The sequence below is a fragment of the Mucilaginibacter achroorhodeus genome (genome assembly GCF_007846095.1).
Lineage (GTDB): Bacteria > Bacteroidota > Bacteroidia > Sphingobacteriales > Sphingobacteriaceae > Mucilaginibacter > Mucilaginibacter achroorhodeus.
The window spans coordinates 390,462-412,000 of record NZ_VOEI01000004.1; the positions used below are offsets into that span (position 1 = coordinate 390,462).

21 protein-coding genes are annotated in these 21,539 nt (G+C 44.1%); 14 read left to right on the top strand and 7 right to left on the bottom strand.

The window, feature by feature from the left end:
• Positions 1–2: 2 nt before the first annotated feature.
• Entirely contained in the window at positions 3–1,247 is a 1,245-nt protein-coding gene (locus FPZ42_RS13540; protein WP_146272177.1) for an MFS transporter, read from the bottom strand.
• 311 nt (positions 1,248–1,558) lie between these two features.
• Here FPZ42_RS13540 and FPZ42_RS13545 point away from each other — a divergent pair, with 311 nt between their 5' ends.
• The 3 genes from FPZ42_RS13545 to FPZ42_RS13555 all read left to right on the top strand — a co-directional run bounded on the left by FPZ42_RS13545 (position 1,559) and on the right by FPZ42_RS13555 (position 4,517).
• Positions 1,559–2,275, top strand: a complete 717-nt coding sequence (locus FPZ42_RS13545; RefSeq protein ID WP_146272178.1) for a LytR/AlgR family response regulator transcription factor — start codon at positions 1,559–1,561, stop codon at positions 2,273–2,275.
• Between the two features lie 105 nt (positions 2,276–2,380).
• Complete coding sequence (locus FPZ42_RS13550) at positions 2,381–2,836, top strand: hypothetical protein (protein ID WP_146272179.1); 456 nt, start codon at positions 2,381–2,383, stop codon at positions 2,834–2,836.
• Between the two features lie 28 nt (positions 2,837–2,864).
• The gene (locus tag FPZ42_RS13555) at positions 2,865–4,517 is read left to right on the top strand and encodes a sensor histidine kinase (RefSeq protein ID WP_146272180.1); all 1,653 of its coding nucleotides are present in this window, start codon (positions 2,865–2,867) and stop codon (positions 4,515–4,517) included.
• 19 nt (positions 4,518–4,536) lie between these two features.
• Here FPZ42_RS13555 and FPZ42_RS13560 read toward each other — a convergent pair whose 3' ends face one another.
• From FPZ42_RS13560 to FPZ42_RS13570, 3 genes are all read right to left on the bottom strand, one after another.
• Entirely contained in the window at positions 4,537–5,301 is a 765-nt protein-coding gene (locus FPZ42_RS13560; protein WP_146272181.1) for a copper homeostasis protein CutC, read from the bottom strand.
• A gap of 67 nt (positions 5,302–5,368) precedes the next feature.
• A complete protein-coding gene (locus tag FPZ42_RS13565; protein WP_146272182.1) occupies positions 5,369–6,388 on the bottom strand; it encodes a N(4)-(beta-N-acetylglucosaminyl)-L-asparaginase in 1,020 nt (339 codons plus the stop codon).
• 100 nt (positions 6,389–6,488) lie between these two features.
• On the bottom strand, positions 6,489–6,923 hold the full coding sequence (locus tag FPZ42_RS13570; RefSeq protein ID WP_146272183.1) for a putative signal transducing protein: 435 nt from the start codon (positions 6,921–6,923) through the stop codon (positions 6,489–6,491).
• A gap of 51 nt (positions 6,924–6,974) precedes the next feature.
• Between FPZ42_RS13570 and FPZ42_RS13575 the strand changes: the two genes are divergently transcribed.
• Both FPZ42_RS13575 and FPZ42_RS13580 read left to right on the top strand, forming a co-directional pair.
• The gene (locus tag FPZ42_RS13575) at positions 6,975–7,931 is read left to right on the top strand and encodes a helix-turn-helix transcriptional regulator (RefSeq protein WP_146272184.1); all 957 of its coding nucleotides are present in this window, start codon (positions 6,975–6,977) and stop codon (positions 7,929–7,931) included.
• A 266-nt stretch (positions 7,932–8,197) separates the two neighbouring features.
• Positions 8,198–8,623, top strand: coding sequence for an SRPBCC family protein (locus tag FPZ42_RS13580; protein WP_146272185.1), 426 nt, complete (start codon positions 8,198–8,200; stop codon positions 8,621–8,623).
• A gap of 11 nt (positions 8,624–8,634) precedes the next feature.
• Here the strand turns inward: FPZ42_RS13580 and FPZ42_RS13585 are convergent, their stop codons facing one another.
• Positions 8,635–9,969, bottom strand: coding sequence for a dihydroorotase (locus tag FPZ42_RS13585; RefSeq protein WP_146272186.1), 1,335 nt, complete (start codon positions 9,967–9,969; stop codon positions 8,635–8,637).
• A 145-nt stretch (positions 9,970–10,114) separates the two neighbouring features.
• Between FPZ42_RS13585 and FPZ42_RS13590 the strand changes: the two genes are divergently transcribed.
• The 8 genes from FPZ42_RS13590 to FPZ42_RS13625 all read left to right on the top strand — a co-directional run bounded on the left by FPZ42_RS13590 (position 10,115) and on the right by FPZ42_RS13625 (position 19,448).
• Positions 10,115–11,476, top strand: a complete 1,362-nt coding sequence (locus FPZ42_RS13590; protein WP_146272187.1) for a DEAD/DEAH box helicase — start codon at positions 10,115–10,117, stop codon at positions 11,474–11,476.
• Positions 11,442–11,750 (top strand): hypothetical protein, encoded by a 309-nt coding sequence (locus FPZ42_RS13595; RefSeq protein WP_146272188.1) that lies wholly within the window; start codon positions 11,442–11,444, stop codon positions 11,748–11,750. The genes FPZ42_RS13590 and FPZ42_RS13595 overlap by 35 nt, the downstream gene beginning before the upstream one ends.
• Before the next feature lie 10 nt (positions 11,751–11,760).
• Positions 11,761–12,090 (top strand): gliding motility protein GldC, encoded by a 330-nt coding sequence (gene gldC / locus FPZ42_RS13600; protein WP_146272189.1) that lies wholly within the window; start codon positions 11,761–11,763, stop codon positions 12,088–12,090.
• Positions 12,091–12,109: 19 nt separating this feature from the next.
• The gene (locus FPZ42_RS13605) at positions 12,110–12,532 is read left to right on the top strand and encodes a hypothetical protein (RefSeq protein WP_146272190.1); all 423 of its coding nucleotides are present in this window, start codon (positions 12,110–12,112) and stop codon (positions 12,530–12,532) included.
• 88 nt (positions 12,533–12,620) lie between these two features.
• Positions 12,621–16,061: a response regulator gene (locus FPZ42_RS13610; RefSeq protein ID WP_146272191.1), complete on the top strand. Its 3,441-nt coding sequence runs from the start codon at positions 12,621–12,623 to the stop codon at positions 16,059–16,061.
• Between the two features lie 2 nt (positions 16,062–16,063).
• Positions 16,064–16,900, top strand: a complete 837-nt coding sequence (locus tag FPZ42_RS13615; protein WP_146272192.1) for a CheR family methyltransferase — start codon at positions 16,064–16,066, stop codon at positions 16,898–16,900.
• Positions 16,890–17,498 carry a chemotaxis protein CheB gene (locus FPZ42_RS13620; protein ID WP_186458771.1) on the top strand — a complete coding sequence of 203 codons (609 nt, stop codon included), beginning with the start codon at positions 16,890–16,892 and terminating at the stop codon, positions 17,496–17,498. Before FPZ42_RS13615 ends, FPZ42_RS13620 begins: the two co-directional genes overlap by 11 nt.
• Positions 17,499–19,448 carry a response regulator gene (locus tag FPZ42_RS13625; protein WP_146272194.1) on the top strand — a complete coding sequence of 650 codons (1,950 nt, stop codon included), beginning with the start codon at positions 17,499–17,501 and terminating at the stop codon, positions 19,446–19,448. It begins immediately after the preceding gene.
• On the opposite strand, the gene FPZ42_RS13630 is transcribed toward FPZ42_RS13625, so the two are convergent.
• Both FPZ42_RS13630 and FPZ42_RS13635 read right to left on the bottom strand, forming a co-directional pair.
• Positions 19,432–19,920 carry a methylated-DNA--[protein]-cysteine S-methyltransferase gene (locus FPZ42_RS13630; RefSeq protein WP_146272195.1) on the bottom strand — a complete coding sequence of 163 codons (489 nt, stop codon included), beginning with the start codon at positions 19,918–19,920 and terminating at the stop codon, positions 19,432–19,434. The two genes, FPZ42_RS13625 and FPZ42_RS13630, sit on opposite strands and share 17 nt — an antisense overlap.
• A 4-nt stretch (positions 19,921–19,924) precedes the next feature.
• Positions 19,925–20,734, bottom strand: coding sequence for an SDR family NAD(P)-dependent oxidoreductase (locus tag FPZ42_RS13635; protein WP_146272196.1), 810 nt, complete (start codon positions 20,732–20,734; stop codon positions 19,925–19,927).
• 112 nt (positions 20,735–20,846) lie between these two features.
• Here FPZ42_RS13635 and FPZ42_RS13640 point away from each other — a divergent pair, with 112 nt between their 5' ends.
• Entirely contained in the window at positions 20,847–21,530 is a 684-nt protein-coding gene (locus FPZ42_RS13640; protein ID WP_146272197.1) for a heme exporter protein CcmB, read from the top strand.
• Positions 21,531–21,539: the final 9 nt, after the last annotated feature.

The following is a 21,539-nucleotide window of genomic DNA, read 5'->3' on the forward strand; positions in this document are numbered from 1 at the left end:
GTTTATGAAATACAATCGTTATCACAAGCTTTACGCAATTGTGTGCGGTAAGCCAACCAAATAACTATCGAAACTACGGCAAACATGCCCAATATCATAAACGCCGGTTTAAAGCCTGTTTCCTGGGCCAGCCACCCGCCAATAGCCGGGCTTAGTGCCGCTCCTACACCCTGCACCGTCATCACTGCGCCCTGGCCAACGTTTATACGCCCGGTGCCATTGAGTATGCGCGCCACCAGGCCGGGGACGGCAACACTTTGTAAACCGGCCCCAATACCATCAAGCATTTGAACAGGGTAAAGCCCGATATGATAATTAAGGTAGGATGCTATCAGTCCCCTGACGGGCAATGCCAGGAAGGACAGAAATATTACCAGCCAGTAGCCTTGTTTATCAGCCATTTTCATGGCAACAATTGATGCGCCTATCATTACCAGTTGCGCTATCACAATGGTCATGGCCACAAACATAGAGGCATTGCCGTTATTCTGGCTTGCCGCCCCCAAGCCGTATAAGGGCAGCATAGCACCATTACCAAGGTGGAAACAGGCCAATGCCGCGGCAAGTAATAACAGTGGTTTGCATTCAAACAACGCTTTAAACTGGCTTGCTTTATCACCCTCGTCGCCATTTTTTATGCCACGTGCGGCGCGGTCATCAATGGACTTAGATGGGATGGTGCACACGATAATTATGGACATTACACCAAAAGCAGCCGATAGGTAGAAGATGGCATGCATCCCATAAAGCATTCCCAATAAACCTGATAAACCTGCTCCAACCATGTTACCGGCATGGTTCCAGGCCTGGTTACGGCCATTTTGCCGGTTAAAGCCTTTTTGTTTTACAATGCCCAAAGTTATGGCCATTACAGCCGGTACTATTGCGGCACCTGCAATGGCTGTTGCAACCTGCGATAGGCCTACTATCCAGAAATCCTGCGATAGCAGTATGACTGCCGATGCCAGCACCGTACATACGCCGGGAATAATAACGTAGAGCTTTTTCTTCTTAGTCTGATCGATAAGAGCACCCGCAGGGATGGTAACCAGCACACCGGCTATGCCGCCGAGGCTCATTACGGTGCCTATGGCCCCGCTTTTCCATTGGTGTGCAAGCAGGAAAATACCCAAAAATGGGCCTATCCCGGCCTGCATATCGGCCATAAAAAAATTGAGCGCCTCTAATAATGCGCCAACGTTGGTTTTTTTAGCGCGTGTGGGGTTATGAACGGCTACTGATGACATACTGTGATCTTTAAAAACCAAATAACCGTCAGAGTAACATAAAAGTTGCAGAAATTTGAAATATAGCTATTAGCTATTAAATTCTGCATAAAAAGGGCAGATGTGAACGTCACACCTGCCCGGGATGTTATAGTAGTGAGGGGTATACACCAGACAAACTTTCGTTTATCATCAGCAAAAATAGAGCGGTTAATACCGTTAGAACAGGGTATTCGCCGGAGAGCTTATGACGAACGACAGAATCCACACCTTGGCCGACGAGTTCTCCACCAACTATTGCGGTACATTGTATACAATTGTATTTTAGCCTGATGGAACAAACGCTGAACTGCCTGGTGGTAGATGATGATAAAGAAGTAAACGCCTACGTATGTGATATGGTAAGGCAAACAGCTTTCCTGCATCTGGCCGGCAGTTTTTACAGCGCAGATGAAGCTTTGCCTACCCTAAGCAATGGTGGTATTGGTCTACTTATTTTAGATATCAATCTGCCGGGTATTGATGGCGTTACCTTTGCCGGTATGCTCAAGAACGGCAGTGCAGGCACTACTCCAAAAGTGATATTGATAAGCGGCTCTAAGGAATATGCAGTAGACGGCTACAAGGTTGATGCGATCGATTACTTGGTAAAGCCGTTCCAATACCAGGATTTCTACAAGGCCGCTGCCAAAGCATTATCAGTTTCCAAATCAGTTAAACCTGCCGAAGCGTTAACCGACCACCTTTTCTTAAAAGTTGAGCATGCCCTGGTAAGAGTGGGTATTGCAGATATACTTTACGTGGAAAGTTTTAAAGATTATATTAAAGTTTTCACTACAACCGGGATGGTCACTGCTTTATCCACCCTTAAATCCATCGAAGATAAATTGACGCCGCACGGATTTATCCGTATCCACCGCTCGTTTATCATCAATCCTGCAAAGGTAGAGTCTATACAGCACATGACAGTTAAGATCGGGAAAACAACTATACCGGTTACCGAGCAATACCGTGATGCTTTCCGCAAGCATTTTGAAGAATGGCTTTAACGTTTTCGGGGTGTATTTCGTCGTTCATGCTTGGGTTTCCGTCGAACAGGTTTTGTTAATTTTTCCCGCTGATGTTCATTTGAGTAAATTTTAAAATGAACAACTATGAAAAAGATTATTACTGCAACTTTAGCAATGGTGTTTTCTGTAGCCTGTTATGCCGGTAACGGTGAACTTTATGCTAAAAACGATTCGGCTAAGCTTAATCAGCAGATACTTAAATTAAACAAAAAGCTTACAGACCTTCAGCAGGAACTTGCTAAGATACAAGAGCGACTACCTGAAGAACAGGCAGCAGCCGAGGAAGCTTCTGAGAAATCTAACAAGGCTCAGGAGAAAAACCGCAAAGCAGCCGTGTACGCAGTTGGTGGTGATGCCGGCGATGCAAAAAAGGCTGCCAAAGCCGCTAAAAAAGCTGCCAACGAAACCAGTGATGCAGAAGATGCGGCTGAAAAGGTAGAGAAAGATCAGAAAAAAATAAAAGACCTTACCGAGGATATCGAAAAGTTAAAAGCCAAGCTGGATGAGGCACAGAAAAGCACAGATGCAAACCTTAATTAGGTTATGCCTGTTGTAATGCCATCTAAACATGGCAACAACACGTGGTAACATCGGCGGCTTAATAAACCGTGTGGTATTTATATTCTTACTGTTCAGCTTAATTGTTACGGTTGGCTCACTTATTTTGCGCCATACCATAACAGTTAAGCTGGATAGTTTAAGCGCACAGCTAAAACAGCCTTCTTCAAACTCCCGGATAAGTGCTCTATTGCTTGATCTCGACCTGGCGGAGAACAGCTTTCAAAAGGCCAGCAGTACCGGTGACGTTGGTCAGCTGCAGGATTATCACAACAAAACAACTGCTATCTTCAAAGAGATATCTGCCATAATTGATAGGTATCAAAAAGGCCAAAAAACAGATCTGCCGCAAAGTAGTATGCGGTTAGCCAAGATACTGCAGGATAAGATGCAGTTAACAGCGCAGGTTTTTGAGCTGCGCAAAAGTTTTGATTCACTGGTTAAGGTAACTACCGTAGATAAATTACGCGGTAAACCTGTTGTAATTGCCCGCACCCGTACCAAAGAAAGTAAAATTGATTCAATTGTTTCTACACGCAAGGAAACCACTAACAAAAGCCTTTTAAAACGATTAAGAGAGGCGTTTCAGCCTACGCAATCTGTTAAAGTTATCACACTTAAGCAAAAATCAAATACTACAACCAGTGTTGCAGGTAAGGATGCAAGCGGATTACTTACCGAGTTGAGTTCACAATACGGTCGCATTGCGCAGTCAGCCCAGGCATTGGTGTTAGCTAACCTGAACCTGTTGACAGGTTTAAGGCATTTGATAACCCAACTGGATGATATTGACCGGATGGCTTATCAGCAAAATCGCGAGGTTACGTTAAAGGCTTATTCATCTGCTGCCCGCGATCTAAATACCTTTTCGGGCGTGGCAACTGTTGCCATGCTTGTATTTATTTTTATGCTTTTCATCTACGTGCGTCGTGCTGCCTGGGCAGAACGCCGGTTGTTGGTTGAAAGCAAGAGGGCCGTAAAGCTGGCCAGCCAAAAATCGGAGATATTGGCTATCATGAGCCACGAGATCCGGAATAAGCTTATGGCTATAAACGGCAGCGTTTTCACGCTTAAACGTACAGAGCTAACTACGCAGCAGGAGCAGCGGATCAATAACATTAACCTGGCATCAGGCTTAATTTTAGAAACGGTTAACAACGTGCTGGATGTAAGCAAGCTGGAGCAGGGCTATGCACAAACCCGTAAAAGCGGCCCTTTTGTACCCGGTGATGCTATTGCCGATGCGGTTGATGCCATGCGCTTTATGGCAGAAAACAAAGGACTCCAACTTTCTTTTAACCAGCAAGATGGTGTGTTTGCAACCGTTAACGGTGATGGTTTTAAATTGAAACAGGTGATGCTGAACCTGCTTAGTAACGCCTTAAAGTATACTGAAAAAGGAGGCATTACAGTTAATAGCCAATTAACTGAAGAGCTTGTCTTAAAAGTAGAAGTAAAAGACACCGGGGCAGGCATCCCGCAGGAGGAGCAGGCAAAATTATTTACACCTTATTACCAGGCTGCGGGCCACAAACCAGGCACCGGCCTTGGCTTGTACCTCTGTCGGGAAATGATTCGTAACCAAGGCGGCGAGATCAGTCTCGCCAGCACTTATGGGGAGGGAACGACGATAAGCTTTTCGATACCGTATCAGAGAGATTGAAGGATATACATATTTTAGGTTACTTATTCGCCTCTTCTAATATCTTTTTCACCCGTTCAACACTGGTAAGGTCAAGGCTAAATTCGTCACTCATGCCTTCGCTCATCAGAATATGGTCGTTTTTGTATTGCATGCCGCCCTGTACTTTAGCACGGGCAGATGAATGCACTTCTGTAATGTTAGTGTAATGCACCAAATCGGCAACGTTGCCTTCAGTCACGCCGCTGCCGGCCATAATGCTGATGCGGCCCGCTGCCCGCTCAACCAGGTGAGCAATAGTGCTGGCACCTTCCATTGCGGTAGTTTTACCACCGGATGTAAGGATGCGCTCGCAGCCTATCTCGATTATATCCTCCAGTGCCTTAAAATGATCGTTACACATGTCAAAAGCACGGTGGAAGGTAACGCCCAGTCCCCATTGCTTGGCAAAGCGTACCAGTTCGGCGCAGCGTTCTTTGTCGATACTGCCATCGGCCTTAAGCATGCCTATCACAACACCATCGCAGCCTGCCTCAACACAATTTCGGATATCAGCCTGCATTATCTCGTACTCCAGGTCGTTATATAAAAAATCACCACGGCGGGGCCTTATCAATACATAAAGTTTGATGTGCAGATGTTTACGGGCTAAGAGTATTTGCCCGGCAGATGGGGTAGTGCCACCTTCTGCAAGGTTTTCACAAAGTTCCACGCGTATAGCGCCGCCATCCTGTGCGGCAATTGCCGATTGCGCTGAGTTGGCACATACTTCAAGATTAACTTTGTGGGAGTATTCTGTTGTCATAAGGTAAAGATGTTGGAGTGGATAAGACGACCATCCACCACTGAATCATCAAAAATACAAATTGTATTTACTTGCCGTCTTTATAAAAATATTTTCCGGGGATCAGGGTATCCTGTTTATTACTGTCGCAAACAGCGAAAGAAAAACCATCCTGCAGGGCATACGCACCATATTCACCCTTTTTGTTTATAGCAAGGAAACCTACCTGGATCTGTTTAGCGATTTCCGGCTTCTTTTTAATGATACGTTGTACCGCCTCTTTACATGCATCCTCCGGCGAAAGGCCCTGGCGCATTAGTTCAACCACCAAAAAGCTGCCCACATTACGGATAACTTCCTCGCCAACGCCCGTAGACGTGGCACCGCCAACTTCGTTATCTATATATAAACCCGCACCAATGATTGGGCTGTCGCCAACCCGGCCATGCATTTTAAACGCCATGCCGCTTGTAGTACATGCACCACCAATGTTGCCTTTTGCATCAAGCGCGAGCATACCAATAGTATCATGATTGTACTTGCTGCCCTGGCGGCTTTGCTGGTTCTCAATATTCATCACCGGCGAATATTTTGCAGTTTTAAGCCATTTTTTCCAGGCTGCGCGAGACTCGGGCGTTAATAATTTTTCGGGTTTAATGCCTTGCTCAATGGCAAACTGGCGCGCGCCATCGCCCACCAACATCACGTGCGGCGTTTTATCCATCACCAACCGAGCTACAGAAATAGGGTGCGCAATGTCTTCCATCGCGGCAACAGAACCGCAGTTACCGTTCTCGTCCATAATACAGGCATCAAGGGTTACAAAACCGTCACGGTCCGGGTAACCGGCGCGGCCAACGGTATGGTTTTTCATATCGGCTTCAGGGATGCGAACGCCTGCCTCAACCGCGTCTACGGCGCGGCCGCCTTTTTCTAATACTTTCCACGCCGCTTTGTTAGCTGCAATACCAAAATCCCACGTAGAAATTACAATGGGAAACTTGTTCTCTGCTGTTGTGTATAAATTTTTAGCAATTGCTGATCTGGAAATAGCAGCCACAGAAGCAGTTGCTGCAGAAAGTTTTAAGAATTTACGGCGATTATACATAGGTTAAATATAGCAATCCTAAACACAGGGTACATAATGTATCAGGTTTGATACATGAAATTTAACTCGCAATAACGCCGAAAATAAAAGCGGATAACTATTAGTCAAATTCGCGTTGGCAATTGTAGCAATACCATTCGCTTTTCCCTTTAAATGATAGCAAACCGGATAGGGTTGAAATCAGGCCCGAAATACCTGTTGTTGTATCATTAGCCAAACGATGTTTAACATTGGTAGAGGCACAATAAGGGCAGGCAACCGCGTTATCTTCTTCATCTATTTCAACATGGTCCTGCTCATGCAGGTCGCCCTCATCTGCGAGTATGGCCCGGCAGCGCTCCAGATCACGTTCAAATATTTTAAGTTTTATACCGCCCACTGCCGTATTGTAGAAGGGGTTGGCAGCAATAACGTTCTCATCAGCAATAAAGCAGGGAATGCCGGCATCCTCTAAGCGCGTACGCACAATATGGGCCAGCATGGGATCGTAGTAGCTTTCAAATGTTATGATATTATCCTCGGTAGATTGTGCCATAATTAATCAACATTTTTACTAAGGTACGGTGTTTTTTATTTAATTTGAGGCATGAACCGCATCGACCGTATATCTGCTATTTTAATACAACTGCAATCGCGCAGGGTAGTGAAAGCCAGCGATATTGCCGAAAGGTTTGGTATAAGTTTGCGTACGGTTTACCGCGACGTGCGTTCGTTAGAAGAAGCCGGGGTGCCCGTTATAGGTGAAGCGGGCGTAGGTTACTCGCTGGTTGATGGTTACAGGCTGCCGCCAATTATGTTTACCCGCGAAGAAGCAACCGCTTTTCTTACTGCAGAAAAGTTTGTTGAGCAGATGACGGATGCATCGACTGCGGCGCAGCATCGCTCCGCTATGTACAAAATAAGGGCTATCCTCAAAACATCTGAAAAAGACCTTTTGGACAGCATGGAAGGTAATATCGAGGTTTTTAAAAGTACGGTACAACGTAAGATAGAGAACCAGGATCACATCCAAACCATCCTTAACGGTATCATAAGCAAAACGGTGCTTTGTATAGAATACCTGGCCGGTTACACGCAAGTAAAGACCAAACGCGAGATCGAGCCAATCGGGATATTTTATCTCGATAGTTTCTGGCACCTGATAGCCTGGTGCCGCATGCGTAAAGATTACCGCGATTTCAGACTCGACAGGATACAATCATTAACGGAAATGCCTGATAAATTTGAAGGCAAACATCCAACACTTAAGGATTACATCGCCCAAACGGCATCAGAGCATAAATTAGAAACGGTAATAATGCGGGTTGATAAAAAAACCATGCCGTATCTGAGTTATCAAAAATATTATAATGGCTTCGTATCAGAAAAGGACGCCGGGGAGCAGACAGAAATGACTTTCCTTACAAACTCAATCGAAGGCTTTGCCCGCTGGTACATGATGTTTGGCGACTCGGCAGATATTGTTAGTCCACCGTATTTAAGGGATAGGGTTGGGGAGTTGCTGGATGCTGTGAGTAAGAGGGCTGGGGGAGTGGCGGTGTAGGGAGACTATTTGTTTTGAACCTCGATTAACCTGATCAAATGATGTCGTAATTACAAGCCGTGTCATTGCGAGGAGCTACAGCGACGTAGCAATCTCATAGGCAAGATCGGTGTGCTTGTGCTATAAGACTGCCATGCTATCGCTCGCAATGACATGATCTTTTACTTTTAATTTTGACTTTAACTTCAATACCCTCCTGACATACAGTTGTCATCACACACCATTTCTTTGCTGTAATGTTATATTAAAACTAAACATATCAAAAAATGGAAAAGCTCACATTAATAACCAGTATCAGTATTAATGCGCCGCAAGCCGAGGTTTGGAAAGGATTGACCGATCCTGAAATTGTAAAACAGTACTTCTTTGGCACCACCGTAAACTCCGACTGGAAACCCGGTAGCTCCATCACCTTCAGCGGCGAGTGGGAAGGCAAAGCTTATCAAGATAAGGGCACCATAAAAGAAATTGAACCCGGTAAATATGTAAAGTACACTTACTGGAGCAGCATGAGCGGCACGGAAGATAAGCCGGAGAACTACGCCGATGTAAGCTATTCGCTGGATGAAAACGACGGCGTTACAACGCTAATCTTAACGCAGGATAATATAAAAGACGAAGCATCTAGAAAGCATTCTGAAGAGAACTGGCAAATGGTATTAGGCGGATTAAAGAAAATATTAGAAAAATAACATTACCACCATCAGCGGACGAAGCTTAATCGTTGTCCGCTTTTTTCATTGCTGAAACTGCCGTTCTCGTAAGCCAGGTTACCCGATACAATGGTGCTCACCACCTGCGAGCGGAAAGTAGCTTCCTCAAACGGTGACCAGCCGCATTTGTAAAGGATGTTGCCTTTGTTTACCTGCCATGGTTTGTTCAGGTTAACCAAAACCAGATCTGCCCAGTAGCCTTCGCGTACAAAGCCGCGTTTCTCTACCTGGAATATGGTGGCCACGTTATGCGCCATCTTTTCAGCTATTTGCGCGAGGGTAATTTTACCGTGGTGATAAAGCTCCAGCATGGCTACAAGCGCATGCTGCACCAGCGGCCCGCCGGATGGGGCCTGTAAGTAGTTTTGTTCCTTTTCGGCAAGTGTATGGGGGGCATGGTCGGTGGCAATTACATCTATTCGGCCGTCAAGCACTGCTTTCAAGATCTCATCGCGGTCAGCCGCCGTTTTCACTGCCGGGTTCCATTTGATGAAATTGCCCTTGGTCTCATAATCTGCATCGCTGAACCACATGTGGTGAATGCAGGCTTCGGCAGTGATGCGTTTTTCTGCAAGCGGAATATCATTGCTAAATAAATGAGTCTCCTTACCGGTAGATATGTGCAGGATGTGTAAACGTGTATTGTGTTTTTTAGCCAGTTCTACCGCCATCGATGATGATAGGTAGCAAGCTTCCTCACTACGGATAATAGGGTGGTAACGCACAGGTATGTCATCGCCCATCAATTCCTTATAATGGGCCAAATTGCGCCTAATGGTTGCCTCATCCTCGCAGTGGGTAGCAATTAGCATGGGCGAATTGGCAAACAAATTCTCCAGTGTGGTGCGGTTATCCACAAGCATATTACCGGTTGAGGAGCCCATGAAAACCTTTACACCGCAAACGTTTTTAATATCCGTCTTTAAAACTTCGTCAAGGTTATCGTTAGAGGCACCCATAAAAAACGAGTAGTTAGCTAACGAATCTTTTGCACCTATCTGGTATTTTTCCTCAAGCAGTTCTTGTGTAAGCGTGTTAGGCACCGTGTTAGGCATCTCCATAAAAGAAGTGATTCCACCTGCAACTGCCGCCCGCGATTCGGTATAGATATTACCCTTATGCGTTAATCCCGGCTCGCGAAAATGCACCTGGTCATCAATCGCGCCCGGGAACAGATGCAAGCCTTCCGCATTGATTTCGCGGTCGGCAATGATATTGATACTGCTGTCAACGCGTTCAATAAAACCGTCTTTAACCAGCACATCGCCGGTAAATTCTTTGCCTTCGTTAACTATGGTAGCTGCTTTAATGAGGATAGATGACATGGCGGTAAAAATAGTGATTAGTGGGTAAAAATTAGAGATTAGTTGATTTGTGATTAGAGATTAGTAGGTGATCACTCTACGCTTTCAACTAATCTCTAATCTCCAACCTCTAATTAACTAAACCCAAAACCTTATCTTTGCGCCCATGGCAGAAACTTTTGATGACTTTAAATTTAACCGGCAGATATTAAATGCCATTGCCGATGCCGGTTACACACAGCCAACCCCCATACAGCAAAAAGCAATCCCGCCGATATTGAACGGGCAGGACGTGATGGGCATAGCGCAAACAGGTACCGGTAAAACTGCGGCCTACGTGTTGCCGTTGCTGATGAAATTGAAGTATGCGCAAGGCGAAAACCCGCGGGCGCTTATCGTATCGCCTACGCGGGAACTTGCCATGCAGATAGAGGAGAATATCCGCACGTTTGCTGCCAATACAGACCTGCGTACGGTGGTATTATATGGTGGTTTGGGCCCAAAAACACAGATCGAACAAGTTAATAAAGGTGTGGATATTATTGTGGCTACACCCGGCCGCTTCCTGGATATTTACATCGCCGGCCATATTGTTACCAAACAGTTGCAAACCCTTGTGCTTGATGAGGCTGATAAAATGATGGATATGGGCTTTATGCCGCAGATAAACCGCATTTTAGAAGTTGTGCCGGTTAAACGGCAGAATTTGCTTTTTTCTGCAACCATGAGCGATAAAGTGCATAGTTTGGCAGGTAATTTTTTGGAGTTCCCTACAGTAATAGAGGTAACCCCGCAGGCTACGGCCGCAGAAACCGTGGAGCAGCAGTTATATCAGGTTCCCAATATTAAAACCAAAATAAACCTGTTAAAGACTTTGTTGGACAAAGAAGATGATATCAAAAAACTCATCATCTTCTGTAAAACAAGGGTAGTGGCCGAAGATGTTTTTAAATTTCTTGCACGTAAGTTTGGCGAGGCGGAAGTAAAGGTATTACATGCCAACAAGGGGCAAAACACCAGGATAAATTCGATCAATTCTTTTAAGAACGATGAGGTAAAGATATTGGTTGCTACCGACGTTGCATCGCGCGGCATTGACGTAAGCGACGTAAGTCACGTGATAAACTTTGATGTACCCGTGGTAATAGAGGATTATGTGCATAGGATAGGTCGTACAGGCAGGGCCTATAATAAGGGTGTTGCAATCACATTTGCTACACCATCTGAACAGTATTATCTAAATAAGATACAAAAGCTTATTCGCCAGATCATCCCTGTGCTTGAAATACCTGCGGAAGTATTTATAGAAGAAACCCCTTACCAGGAGCGACAGGACCAGGCACGTGAGATAGATCTGCAAAAACGTAAAGAAGACCCTGACTTTAAGGGAGCCTTCCATGAAAAGAAATCAGCCAATCAGCACAAGAAATTTGATGCCGAAAAAGCAAAACGAAACCCTAACCATCCAAGTAATAAAAAACCATCTAAACAAAATGGCGGAGCAAAACGATCAGGCCGGAAACGTTAACCAGCAACGCAAATTCAGGATAAGTCCTCTGAATTTCGCTACGGCTTTTTTCTTTATTGCAGCAGGTTATTTGTTTTTTACCGGCGCCAAAATTACGGGTATGCCAAGCGGAAACTGGGGCACTACAGTAGCGTGGATCTTTATCCTGTTCGGGGTTGTTGTGTCATTTTTAGATCTTATTTTCCGCAATTTCTTTACGATAACCAAAAACCTGTGGATTGTAGAGCTAAGCTTTATAACTTTGGTGCTGATAATTTTTTTCCTTGTTAAATAGTACTTTATAAATGAAAACCGCTGAAATAAAGCTGACCGTTACCCTTGACGATAATAACGTGCCTGAGAAAATTGTATGGACCTCAACAGACTCAAAAGGTGAGGATGCCGTACCGGTGAAAGCCCTGATGCTTTCTGTTTGGGACCCCAGCTATAAAAACACCATGAAGATTGACCTGTGGACTAAAGAAATGCCCGTTGATGAGATGAAGCGCTTTTTCTACGAAACGCTGCAAACCATGGGCGATACCTTTTTACGTGCAACCGGCGAGCAGAATATTGTAGAGGATCTGCGCGATTACTGCGCCCACTTTGCAGAAAAAATGGAAATAACCAGGTAAAAAATTCCTTTTATCACCTATGCGACTTTCATCACTTGTAGCCATGCTGGGCTTTCTTACTTTGATAGTGGCCACCTTTTGTCCGCTGTTAAGGCCTTTCCACTTATTTAATATGAACGTTTACAAGCTTAACCAACCCTACGGAATGGTGCTGATGCTTGTAGGTGTAATTGGTATTTTGTGTACAGTACTAAACCAGGTTAACGTTACCCGTATAGCTGCCTGGGCGGCAGCTATTTTAGTAACATTGCTTTTTATTGCCGCTGTGTTTAAAGTTAAAACCACTTTCAGCTTTATTCCGTTTAAAGGCGTAAGCGGATTTCTGGCAAAGCAGATAGCATTTAAATGGGGCTGGTATGTGTTATTTGCAGGGGCTTTGCTTTCACTGGTTGGCGCAGTTTTAACCGAAAAACCTGTTAATTTGCAACAGTTTAACCAATAATACCACCTCTCTGTTTATTACATCAAACCGTATATAAGGCGTATAATTTTTTAACATATTTGTAGCAATATAAACCACTATCTACACTATGCTCAAGCTTTCCTTTCGTAACCAGGTAATGTTAGGCTTTGGTATATCCATCCTGCTTGTATTATTGGTTGGCACACTATCCTTTAAAAGCATCAAACAGCTTGAGGACGACACCATATGGGTTAACCACACGCAAAAGGTTATTAAAACATCCAATGAAGTTTTACAGCTTTTGATTGACGGTGAAACCGGCATGCGAGGTTACGGCGCTACGGCAAATAAAACCTTCTTAGACCCTTATAACGCTGCTGTACCTAAAATTACCGAGAACCTTTACCAGTTAAGTAACCTGGTTTCAGATAACGCGGTCCAGGCACGCCGGATAGATTCTTTAAAAGATCTGGTAAACCGCCAATTGCTGGTGTTGAAAACCAATATAGACACCCGTGAGAAAATGGGCCTGGAGTATATGGTAGCCAACAAGATGTTTTTGGGCGGCAAGCAGAACATGGATAGCATCCGTGGTATCAGCAACCGGTTGGTTGTATCTGAGAACACATTGCTCGATCAGCGTAAAGCTGCTTCAGAAAAAGCTTCGGCTCAAGCCATACAGATAATCTTGGTTGGCTGCTGCTTGTTTTTAGCCATCGTAATAGTAATGTTCTATTACATACAAGGAACTTTTAAAAGGCAGAAAAGGGTTGAGGAAGAAGTAAGACTTGCTAACATTGAGTTAGAAAAGGTATTAAAAGAGAACGAAGATAAAAATTGGCTCCTTACCGGCATTGGTATCTTAAACGATAAGATGCAGGGCCAGCAAAGTGAGAAAGAACTATCGGAGAATGTGCTTACCGAGTTGAGCCGTTATGCCGAAGCCTTTAGTGGTACCATATACTTGTACAATGATGGCACAGAAACCCTTGATCTTTACGCTTCTTACGCATTTGCAAATCCCGCGGAGATCAAACAAACTATCCGCATTTCAGAAGGCTGGATAGGCCAGGCGGCTAAAGATGAAAAAGCAGCTGTAATAAAAGGCAAGCTCAATGATAGCCTGCAACTAACCAGCTCAATAGTTAAGGATGAGCATATCGAGACCTTTATTGTGCCTTTTTTATTCGATAAAAAGTTAAAGGGTGTTTTTGAGCTTGCTTTCCGCGGCGAGGTATCTGCGCAGGTAAAAGAATACATTGAGCGTGTATCTAACGATGTAGCAGTTGCTGTTAACACTGCACAGGCCCGCACTATTATGCACGATCTGTTTGAAGAGACCCAACAGCAGGCAGAAGAATTGGAAGCCCAGCAGGAAGAGATGCGCGTAACCAACGAAGAGCTGATGAACAAAACAGAAATGTTGCAGGCATCAGAAGAAGAGTTGCGCGTACAGCAGGAAGAACTGCGTACCATCAATGCCGAACTGGAAGAAAAAGCCAGTTTACTTGAAGAAAAGAACCAGGCAATAGAAGAGGCGCGCCAGTCGATAACGCAAAAGGCGACCGAATTGGAAACTACAGGCCGTTACAAGTCGGAGTTTTTGGCCAACATGAGCCACGAGTTGCGTACCCCGCTAAATAGTATCCTGGTATTGGCGCGCATACTTAAAGATAATAAACCGGCTAACTTATCAGAAGACCAGATCAAGTATGCAAGCGTTATTTTTAACGCCGGTAACGATCTGTTGACTCTTATTAACGATATTCTCGATCTTTCTAAGATAGAATCCGGAAAACTGGACATGCAAACAGAGGTTACCAACATCGCCGATATCTTATCGGATATGCAATCGTTGTTTGCCGAGGTTGCGCTTAATAAAAATATCAAGTTCACTACCAACTCTTCCGGCGTGCCACCAAGCATTTTAACAGATAAGGTACGTGTTGAACAGGTGATCAAAAACTTACTTTCAAACGCATTTAAGTTTACGCCGGAGAGCGGCTCAATTAGCGTAAGCGCTGTTGCGGGCCCAAGGCCAAATACGGTTTCATTTAAGATAAAAGATACAGGTATCGGCATCCCTGCAGATAAGCAGCGTATAATTTTCGAGGCATTTCAACAGGCAGATGGTTCTACTAGTCGTAAATACGGTGGTACCGGTCTTGGCCTGTCTATCAGCAGGGAATTGGCTACCTTATTAGGCGGCGACATTACCCTAAGCAGTGAGCCGGGTGTGGGTAGTGAGTTTATACTTACCCTGCCGTTTGAGGCCCACTTTGAAAACCAGGAAGATGATGTAGTGCCAACCGTTGAAACTTACCAGCCGGCGCCTCAAAACTTTCTTCAATCTGTTCCGAAAAAAGAAGCTGACCCTTTGCATGAGCCGTTTGTGATAATCGTTGAAGACGACCCAAATTTTGCAGTTATTCTTCAGGACTATGCCCGCGATCATGGTTTTAAATCAGTAATGATCAACGAAGGTACCGATGCGGTTGAAGCCATTAAAGAACAACAGCCTGATGCGGTTATACTGGATATTATGCTGCCGGGCAAAGATGGCTGGCAGATATTGAAAGAGCTGAAACAGGACGAACAAACGCTGCACATACCGGTGCATTTGATGTCAGCTGGTGAAGCGGCTGCTAATCGTGTACGTAAAGAGGGTGCTATCAGCTTCCTTAAAAAACCGGTTAATACCGAAACACTTGATAAACTGTTTGGCGATATCATGGCGCGAAACGGCACAAGGTTTACCCAGATACTACTGGTCGAAGACCACAAGGCGCAAAGCCAGGCGCTTAAAGACCTGATGCAAAGCCAGGGAATCACGGTAGATCAGGCCTTTGACGGTGAGTCGGCATTCCGCATGCTTCATGAGCATGATTACCAGTGCGTGATACTTGACCTTAACCTGCCTGATATCTCAGGGCTTGATCTTTTGGACAAAATTAAAGAGGTTGATAAGTTCGCATCGTTGCCGGTTATCATCAATACGGCAATGGAATTGGATAAAACTTCAGTAAATCGCTTAATGCAGTATGCAAATGCGATGGTTGTTAAAACAAGTAAGTCATCTGATAGGTTAATAGATGAAGTTAACCTGTTCTTAAACAAAATTAGCGAAAACACCCCACAAGCAACAAATAATACACAGCCGAAACAGAAAATGATAACGAAAGGGAAAGACGCCATTAAGGGTAAAAAGGTACTGATTGTTGATGACGATATGCGCAACATATTTGCCCTTAGCAGCGCACTTGAAAGCTACGATCTGGTAGTTGAGATAGCGAACGATGGCGAGGAAGCCTTAACTAAGCTTGAGGAAGTGACCGATATTGATATTGTGCTGATGGATATCATGATGCCTAAAATGGATGGCTACGAAGCCACCAGGCAAATACGCAAACAAGCCAAGTGGACAAAGCTGCCGGTTATTGCGTTAACAGCTAAGGCCATGAAAGATGACCGCGAAAAATGTATTGCTGCCGGTGCTAATGATTATATCACTAAACCGGTTGATATGGACAGGCTCATATCGTTAATGCAATTGTGGTTGGATAGTTAGTTATGAATATATCTGTTTCTAAAGAGACTATAACAGACGCACAGCTAAAAGAACTGATAGATATTGTTAAAAAAATTCACGGTTTTGATTTTAGCGATTACACGGAAGCGTCGTTTAAGCGTCGCATTGGTCGTATATTGATGCTGAAGAAACTGGCTTTCTATGATCTTAAGCATTTGCTTATAAACGATCCTCCCTTTTTTCAGGAATTTTTAGAGGAGATAACCGTAAACGTAACAGAGATGTTCCGTGATCCGGCTTTTTACAAAGCTTTACGGAGCCAGGTTGTTCCATACCTATCAACTTACCAGCATGTAAAGATCTGGTGCGCGGGCTGCTCATCCGGCGAGGAGGCGTATTCGCTGGCTATTCTTCTGAAAGAGGAGAACTTGCTAAAGCGATCATTCATCTACGGAACTGATGTAAATACTGAAGTACTTAATGAAGCAAAGAAGGGGATCTACAGCTTACGCAAGATCAAAAGCTATGCAGAAAATTATGTGTTTACCGGTTTGCCGGGATCGTTAACAGATCATTTTACTATTGCTTACGATGCAGCAGCTATACAGAGTGAGTTAAAGCAAAATACCTTGTTTTCTGTACACAACCTGATATCCGACACCGTTTTCAACGAGTTTCAGATGATCAGCTGCCGTAACGTTTTTATTTACTTTGAAACAGAATTGCAGCACCGTATACTCGAGCTGTTTTACAACAGCCTTTGTCCGCTGGGTTACCTTTGCCTGGGTAATAAGGAAACTATCCGCTCAGATGCTTTCCGCAAGAAATTTAAGGTGATCAACCAAAAGGAAAATATCTACCAAAAAATTGGCGCTTGATGCTCACATAAAACAACAATGGCTTAGCTCGCAAATACTGCTTTTAGGTGGTTCCGCGGGCTCTTTTAAGTTGCTTTTTAAATTGGTGAAGGTATTGCCGGAGAGCTTTGATAAAACGGTGATTATCATCATTCACCGTAAAAAAAATTTTTATTCAGAGATAGAAAAACTGTTTGCCGAGAATAGCCGTATGTCCTTACGCGAGATAAGCGATAAAGAACCCATACAGGCCAACACCATATACATAGCCCCGGCAAATTATCACTCACTTGTAGAAAAAGATGGCTTTTTCAGTTTAGATGTATCTGAAGCAGTTTGGTACTCAAAGCCTTCCATTGATGTGACTTTTGAAAGCGTTGCGGAGGTTTACAGAGATAGCGTAACAGCTATTTTGTTCTCAGGCGCTAACCAGGATGGGGCAGAGGGTTTACTTAAATTGCGGCGAAGCGGGGCATTAACCATTGCACAAGACCCCGCAGATGCAGAAATGACGGAAATGCCGCAGGCCGCTATTGACATGCATGCTGCGGAATACGTGTTATCTTTTGAAGATATATTTGAGCTTTTACAAACACCACCTGATACCCAACATAATTAGATGACTCCCATTAATATCCTTATTGTCGACGACAGAGAGGAAAATATAGTAACTCTTGAGGCATTGCTTAAACGCGATGATATCAAGTTATTTACAACCACCTCTCCAAACGAGGCTTTAAAAATAGCCTGGGAGAACCAGATCTGTATAGCCCTTGTAGACGTGCAAATGCCGGAGATGGATGGCTTTGAGTTGGTGGAAATGCTAAAGTCTAACCCGCGTACTAAAGATATCCTGGTGATCTTTGTTACAGCTATTTCCAAGGAATCTAAATATGTTGTTAAAGGCTTTGGCGCCGGCGCTGTAGATTACCTATACAAACCGCTTGATCCGTACGTAACTTCAGCCAAGGTTGATGCATTTATACAGCTTTCGCGCAGCCAGGAAGAGATCAAACAAAAGAACGAGCAACTGCAAAATATGGCGCTTGTAGTTAAAAATAGTGCCGATATCATCTGTTCTATAAATGCCGACAGTTTACGCATTGAAACCATAAACCAGGCTGTTGAGACGATACTGGGTCATAAGCCGGAAGAGGTATTAGACAAAAGCATAGTCGATTTCGCAATCGAAAGTGAGCAGTCTGCTTTCAGAAAAAAGTTAGGTGAGATCATAAGAGAAAACCAACCCTTCTCAGTAATGGAATTTCAGTTCAGCACCTTTAATAAAAGCGTGATCTGGACGGAGTGCCGCGTTTCTTACCGCGGGCGAACAATATTTATGAACATCAGTGATGTATCGCCCCAAAAAAGTTATGAGCAACAGCTTATCAAATCAAAGGAAGCTGCTGAATATGGCAAAAAAATTAAAGAAACGTTTTTAGCCAATATGAGCCATGAGTTGCGCACACCGGTAAATGGTATCATAGGGCTGACCAACCTGCTAAAAAAAACAAATATTGACGAGCAGCAAGAAAACCTGTTAACCATGATGGAAACATCTTCGCGTTCGCTGCTCGGGGTTATCAACGATGTACTCGATCTTTCAAAAATTGAGGCAGGTAAGTTTAGCATTGTGCGTACACCTAATAATGTAAGGGCGCTTGTAAACAGCGTTTACGGCTTACTTAAATACCAGGCCGACGAGAAGGATATCGAATTTACCAAGGAAATTGATAACGATGTGCCCGAAATGCTGCAGTTAGATTCGTTAAGGCTGAACCAGATACTAATGAACCTGCTGAGCAACGCGCTTAAATTTACCGATAGAGGTTACGTAAAGCTCAAGGTATCCGTTCTGCAAAAAATAGATGATAGCCGTGTTAAATTGAAATTTAGCATTGAAGACACCGGTATAGGCATCCCGGCATCAAGGTTAACAAAGATATTTGAATCATTTGAGCAGGCAGAGGATGATACTTCAAGCAAATATGGCGGTACCGGCTTAGGGCTTACCATTGTAAAAAAACTTGTAGAGCTTAAAGGCGGGGAACTAACCGTAAGCAGTAAATTAGGCGAAGGTAGTGTGTTTAATTTTACAAACTGGTTTAACATAGCACATGAGAGCAGTACGCCAAAGCCTGTAAAAGTGGGCAGAAAGCTTGCACCGTTTGTGAACACGCGTGTTTTGGTAGCCGAAGATAACATGATAAACCAGTTTATGGTAACCAAAATGCTTAAAGACTGGAGTGTTGAATTTGAGGTTGCCGATAACGGATACAAAGCTCTTGAAAAACTAAAAGAACAGGATTTTGACCTCGTGTTGATGGATACCCACATGCCGGGATTAAACGGCTATCAGGCAGCCCGCGCCATACGTATGGATTTTGAGGAGCCTAAAAGGAGCGTACCTATTATTTCATTATCAGCATCAGCGTTTGAGCATGAGCAGGTAGAAGCTATATCCTCGGGCATGAACGATGTGCTGCCAAAACCATTTGAGGCGCACGAGCTTCACGATAAAATGATCAGGCTTTTAAAAAAAAGGATTAAGCCTAAAATGCCAGCGTAGTTTGGCCTACGCCAAGTGTTTTAGCCTCGTGCTCTAACAACCACTTTTTACGCCATAAGCCTCCGGCATAACCCGTAAGGCTTCCGTTGCTGCCTAAAACGCGGTGACAAGGCACAAGTATCCATAAATTATTACGCCCGTTGGCTGCTGCTATTGCCCTTATGCCTAAAGGGTTGTTCATTTTTTGCGATTGTTGGCTGTAAGTTATGGTGCTGCCGTAAGGTATGCGCTGCAACTCCTGCCAAACGGCTTGCTGGAAATCTGACCCCGGCTGTTTCATTGGCAGGTCAAACGCCTTTCGGCTGCCTGCAAAGTACTCCTCAAGCTGTGTTATGGCTTGTTTAAGTACGGCAACATCTGTGGTTGTGGGCTTAAGATCTTCCTCATCACGAATAGATACCTTTGTAATTAAGCCATCTTCTTCAACAATATTTGTAATACCTAAGGGCGACAAATAGTAAACCTCTGCCATGATCTTATTGCTGTTCGCTTTTTAATAACGATTTGAGATAAACCTTGCTCATACGGCCGCCGATAAATTTTGCGGGTAAGAACTTCATAAACACCTTCCCTAAACGGTTCATCAGCCCTGGTATGTAGTTGAATTTACGGGTTACAAATGCGCGTATGGCTTCTTTGGCAGCTTGTTGCACCGGCATTAACCAGCCCTGTAACTCGCCAAATTCGGCACCATGGGTCATTTCGGTAGCAATGCCGCCGGGAGCAAATACGGTTATTGAAAAGTTTGGATTGGTCAACTCGTTATACAGGGCGTTACCAAATGCATTAATAAAAGCCTTGGTAGCCGAATATGCGGTTTGATACGGTACAGGGAAAAAACCGGCCATGCTTGATACCAGCATCAAGCCACCTTCTTGTTTGCTTGTTTCGAAGTGACTTACCAGAGCGTTAGCCATACGCACTACACCAATAACATTTGTTTTCAGGATAGATTCAAACTTATCCCACGGCAACTGGCTGTGGCGACCAAAGTAGGTGACACCGGCATTTAGGATTGCGCCATACAACTCTCCATTAGCAAGGCATTCGGCAACTACGTGGTCTGCGCCTTCAATGGTGGATAGATCGGCAACTACAACTTTAACTTTTACACCTGCTGTTTTTTCCAGTTCAGCTTTAAGTTGTTCCAGTTTGTCTGCCCGGCGAGCGGCAATAACTAAATTGGCTTTGTGCAGGGTTGCAAGTTGCCTGGCCATTTCCTGCCCAAGCCCTGATGATGCACCTGTAACCAATACCCATTTGTTATGCAACCGCAAATTATTCATGTTGCTAAGGTAGCTGTTTGAGTCGAAAGTCCTAAGTCAAATACTTGGTCAATCTTTTGTGACTTAATACTCAAAGCTTTCGACTTCGGACTTAACTTATTAAATTCGCGACATGAAACTGGCGGGGCAAACTATTGAGCTGTTAAAGAAGGAGATCATCCTTGAGTGGCGTTCTAAATACGCCTTCAACGGCCTCCTGCTTTATATTGTCTCCACGGTATTTGTATGCTACATCTCCTTCAATTTAAATCCTGGTTTTAAACAGACACCTGGCTATCCCATTGTATGGAACATTCTGTTCTGGATCATCATGCTATTTGCATCGGTTAATGCCATTGCCAAAAGCTTTCTGCAGGAGAGCAAGGCCCGGTTGCTGTATTATTATACCATTGCTCACCCGCAAGCCATAATTCTTTCCAAAACTATTTACAACACGCTGCTCATGTCGCTGCTTAGTGTGCTGGCATTGGTAGTTTACCGGTTGTTTTTCCCTAATAAGGTAGATGATATGCTATATTACTTTATTACCGTTCTGTTGGGGAGTATGAGTTTTTCTACCGTATTCACCATGATCTCTGCAATAGCCTCTAAAGCAGGTAATAACGGTACGCTGATGGCTATTTTAAGTTTCCCCGTTGTGATACCTGTTATATTGCTGCTGGTTAAAGTAAGCAAAGCCGCCATGGATGGAATAGACCGCAGCCTTAGCCTTAATAATATTGGTGTATTGCTGGCAATAAATGTGATAGTAATTGCGTCATCCCTCATATTGTTTCCCTTTTTATGGCGCGATTGATCTTTCGCT